Raw genomic sequence first — 1,641 nt, 5'->3', positions numbered from 1 at the left:
CGGCGCTGTCGGGCCGCGTGCCGCGCGGCACCAGCGCCGCCGGCATCGACCTCGGCGGTCTCGGCCTGGAGCAGGCGGAGGCCGCGCTCAGCGACGGCCTGGCGACCGCCGCGACCGCGCCGCTCGCGGTCACCGCCGCCGACCGCGAGGGCGAGATCGACCCCGTCGCCGCCGGGCTGGTCCTCGACGCCGCGGCCACCGCCGAGCGCGCGGCCGGCGCGACCGGCCACCCGCTGACGCTGTGGCGCCACCTCGTGGGCGGTGGCGAGGTCACCCCGGTCACCGACGTCGACGACGCCGCCCTGGCCGCGGCGCTGGCCGACCTGGCCGCTGCCGTCGACGTGCCGCCGGTCGAGGGGGCGATCGCCTTCGCGGACGGCGTCCCGACCCCCACCGAGCCCGCGGCCGGCGAGGTGCTCGACGTCGAGCGCGCGGCGGGCGTGCTGGCCCGGCGCTGGCTCACCGGCGGGAGCCCGCTGGAGCTGCCCGTCGTCGTGCGGGAGCCCGACGTCGGGGCCGAGGCGGTCGAGCGGGCGATGACCGAGCTGGCCGGGCCGGCGATGTCCGCCCCGGTGACCGTGGTGGTCGGCGAGCGGAGCGTCGAGCTGGCGCCCGCGCAGGTCGCCGCGGCGCTGTCCACCGCGCCCGTCGACGGCGCGCTGGAGCTCGCCGTGGACGCCGCGGCGCTGTCCGCGGCGGTCGCGGCCGTCGAGCCCGAGGCGCTGACCCCGGCCCAGGACGCCCGGCTGGAGGTCCAGGACGGGGCCGTGGCCGTCGTGCCGGGCGTGGACGGCACGGGCTTCGACCCCGCCACCCTCTCGGCGGTCGCGGGCGCCGCGCTCACGGGCACCACGCCCGCCGAGCGGACGCTCACCCCCGCGCTGGTGCCGGTGGAGCCGGAGACCAGCACGGCGGACGCCGAGGCGCTCGGCGTCCGGGAGGTCGTCTCCGAGTTCTCCACCAAGCTCACCGCCGACGCCCAGCGGACCGAGAACCTGCGGATCGCCGCGCGGACGGTCAACGGCACGCTGCTCCTGCCCGGCGAGACCTTCAGCCTCAACGAGGTGCTCGGCCAGCGGACGCCGGAGAAGGGCTACAACAAGGCCCCGGCGATCAGCGGCGGCCGCCTCGTGGCGGACTACGGAGGCGGCGTCTCGCAGGTGGCGACGACGCTGTTCAACGCCATGTACTTCGCGGGCCTGAAGGACGTGGAGCACAAGGCGCACTCCTTCTACATCTCCCGCTACCCGGTGGGGCGCGAGGCCACGGTGAACTACCCGACCGTGGACCTGAAGTTCACCAACGACAGCCCGCACGGCGTCCTCATCGAGACGTGGCTCGGCGGCGGCGAGATGCACGCCCGGTTCTGGAGCACCAAGGTCTGGGACGTCACCTCCGAGACCTCCGAGCGGCGCAACGTCAAGCCGCCGGCGACGGTGGTCGACGACTCCCCGGGCTGCGTGACGCAGGCTCCCAGCGACGGCTTCGACGTGACGGTGACCCGCACGTCCACCCGCGCGGGGGAGGCTCCCCGGGTGGAGGAGTTCCGGACCCACTACATCCCCGAGGACTCCGTCACCTGCACGGCGGGCAAGGCGCCCGCAGCTCCCGCGACGCCCGACGCCGCCGCAGCTCCTGCTG

Annotated in this window: 1 protein-coding gene; it reads left to right on the top strand. The window is 76.6% G+C overall.

Translation table 11 applies throughout. From position 1 onward, the window contains the following. The coding region (locus AC5FZL_RS16655; RefSeq protein WP_493619989.1) for a VanW family protein at positions 1–1,641 on the top strand (1,641 nt) is incomplete at both ends.

Source organism: Quadrisphaera sp. DVD1, assembly GCF_058932755.1.
The sequence above is the reverse complement of the archived record's forward strand: the minus strand, read 5'-3'. Positions and strand labels throughout refer to the sequence as shown.